1 protein-coding gene is annotated in these 2,635 nt (G+C 66.4%); it reads left to right on the top strand.

Annotated elements, in window-relative coordinates:
- Positions 1-2,631: pyruvate, phosphate dikinase (gene ppdK, locus VL752_RS21235; protein ID WP_325358487.1), on the top strand; the 2,631-nt coding region annotated here is incomplete at its 5' end.
- Positions 2,632-2,635: the final 4 nt, after the last annotated feature.

Genomic DNA, 2,635 nt, shown 5'->3' with positions numbered 1-2,635 from the left:
GAGGGTCGCGCGGAGATGCGCAACCTCCTTGGCGGCAAGGGTGCGAATCTGGCCGAAATGGCCAGCATCGGCCTGCCGGTACCGCCGGGCTTTACGATCACCACCGAGGTTTGCACCGCCTTCTATGCGAACGGCCGGCAGTATCCGGCCGATCTCGAAACACAGGTCGCCGAAGCGCTCGCCCGCGTCGAAGAGGCCGTCGGGCTGAAATTCGGCGATCCGGCCGCGCCGCTTCTGGTCTCCGTCCGCTCGGGCGCCCGCGTCTCCATGCCCGGCATGATGGATACGGTGCTCAATCTCGGGCTGAATGACGAGACCGTCGCAGGGCTCGTTGCGGCGTCGGGCGACGGCCGCTTTGCCTGGGACAGCTACCGCCGCTTCATCCAGATGTTCGGCAGCGTGGTCCTCGGTGTCGATCATCACCGCTTCGAGGAAATCATCGATCAGGCCAAGATCGATGCCGGCGTGGTCGAGGATACCGCGCTTTCGGCCGAGCAGTGGCAGGCGGTCGTGGAAGAATACAAGACCCTGGTGGAGACCGAGACCGGCAAGCCCTTCCCGCAATCGCCGCAGGAGCAGTTGTGGAGCGCCATCGGCGCTGTTTTCGGCAGCTGGATGAACCAGCGCGCCATCACCTATCGCCGCCTGCACGAGATCCCGGCCGAATGGGGTACGGCGGTCAATGTTCAGGCCATGGTCTTCGGCAACCGAGGGCTGGACTGCGCCACCGGCGTCTGCTTCACCCGCGACCCCTCGACCGGCGAGAACCTTTTCTATGGCGAGTTCCTGATCAATGCCCAGGGCGAGGACGTGGTGGCAGGCATCCGCACGCCGCAGCCGCTCAGGAAAGAGCGCGCCAAACCGGGCGAGGTGAGCATGGAGGAGGCGCTGCCGGAGGCGTTCGCCGAACTCCTGAAAGTCCGCGAAACCTTGGAAAATCACTACAAGGACATGCAGGACATCGAGTTCACCGTGCAGAGCAACAAGCTCTACATGCTGCAGACACGGAACGGAAAGCGCACCGCGCCCGCCGCCATGCGCATCGCGGTGGAAATGGCGGAAAGCGGCCTCATCACCCGGGAGAAGGCGCTGATGCGCATCAACCCGGCGGCGCTGGACCAGTTGCTGCATCCGATGCTCGACCCGCATGCCAAGCGCGATCTCATCTCGCGGGGCCTCCCGGCCTCCCCGGGGGCGGCGTCCGGCCTCGTCGTCTTTTCGGCCGATGAGGCGGAGATGCGCGCCCAGAAGGGCGAGGCGGTGATCCTGGTCCGCATCGAGACCAGCCCGGAGGATATCCACGGCATGCATGCCGCACGGGGGATTCTCACCACCCGCGGCGGCATGACGAGCCATGCGGCGGTCGTGGCCCGCGGCATGGGCCGGCCCTGCGTTTCCGGCGCCGGCGGCATCGCCGTCGATTACGGGGCGCAGACACTGTCAGCCGGCGGAAAGATGGTCCGCGCGGGCGAAGCGATCACCATCGACGGCGCCACCGGCGAGGTCTTCAAGGGCTACGTCGCGATGATCGAGCCCAAGGTTTCCGGCCATTTCGGCACGATGATGGCCTGGGCGGACGAGGTCCGCACGCTGAAGGTCCGCTCGAATGCGGAGACGCCGCTCGACGCCGAAACGGCGCGCAAATTCGGCGCTGAAGGGATCGGCCTGTGCCGGACCGAGCACATGTTCTTCGATCCCGAGCGCATCGGCGCCGTGCGGCAGATGATCATGGCGTCCGACGAGGAAGGCCGCCGCACGGCGGTCGAAAGGCTGCTGCCGTTCCAGCGCGGCGACTTCATCGCCCTCTTCCGCATCATGGCGGGGCTGCCCGTTACCATCCGCCTGCTCGATCCGCCGCTGCATGAATTCCTTCCGCATGGCGAGCAGGAGCTGATGGAAGTCGCCTCCGCCCTCGGCGTCGATCTCGCCACCATGCATCAGCGCGCGGCCGATCTGGCGGAAGCCAATCCGATGCTGGGTCATCGCGGCGTGCGCCTCGGCATCACATACCCCGAGATCTACGAAATGCAGACCCAGGCGATCTTCGAGGCCGCGATCACGGTTGCCGAGGAAACCGGCGCCGCGCCGGTGCCCGAAATCATGATCCCGCTGGTCGGCGCCCCGCGCGAACTCGAAATCGTCCGCAGGCTCATCGACCGCGTGGCACAGGCGGTGTTCGCGGCGCGCGGCCGGGTGCTGGACTATCAGATCGGCACCATGATCGAGCTGCCGCGCGCGGCGCTGCTGGCCGACCGGATTGCAGAGACGGCGGATTTCTTCAGCTTCGGCACCAATGACCTGACACAGACCGTGTATGGCCTGTCGCGCGACGATGCCGGCAAGTTCCTGCCCAAATACGTCGAAAGCGGCATTTACGAGAAAGACCCCTTCGTGACCCTGGACAGGGAAGGCGTGGGCCTCCTGGTCGAAATGGCAGCGGAGAAGGGACGCCGGACGAAGCCCGGCCTCAAACTCGGCATCTGCGGGGAGCATGGCGGCGATCCGGCCTCGATCGCCTTCTGCCAGCAGGCGGGGCTGGATTACGTCTCCTGCTCGCCCTATCGCGTGCCGGTCGCCCGTCTCGCGGCCGCGCAATCCGCGATTGGTGCCGGAGGGGGCGGCACTGCCTGAATGA

This window comes from Acidisoma sp. (assembly GCF_035492295.1).
Classification (GTDB): domain Bacteria; phylum Pseudomonadota; class Alphaproteobacteria; order Acetobacterales; family Acetobacteraceae; genus Acidisoma.
This window is presented reverse-complemented; position numbering and strand designations above follow the sequence as displayed.